This is a genomic window from Aeromicrobium sp. Leaf272, assembly GCF_001422865.1.
In the GTDB taxonomy this organism is placed as follows: Bacteria; Actinomycetota; Actinomycetes; order Propionibacteriales; family Nocardioidaceae; genus Aeromicrobium.
Genome location: NZ_LMMY01000016.1, coordinates 1 through 213, shown reverse-complemented (window position 1 = coordinate 213; position 213 = coordinate 1). Strand labels below are relative to the sequence as shown.

The 213-nt window shown below is 72.3% G+C and carries 1 pseudogene; it reads left to right on the top strand.

Features of this window, described 5'->3' with window-relative positions:
• Positions 1-213 (top strand): annotated as a pseudogene (locus tag ASF38_RS18160) (hypothetical protein); the annotation flags it as partial.

Here is a 213-nt window from a genome sequence, read left to right as displayed (position 1 = left end):
CGCCAGCGTCCACCTCAACTACCGCGGCACACCCGACCTCACCTTCGACGCCACCCTCACCGCACGGCAGCAGGTCGCGCCCCCGCCCCCGCCGCCGCCGCCTCCGATGACGACACCGACGACCTTGGTCGGCCCCGGGTCGGCGTGGATCTACCGCTACGACAACACCACCCTGCCCACCACCTGGAACACCCCCGCCTTCGACGCCTCCAC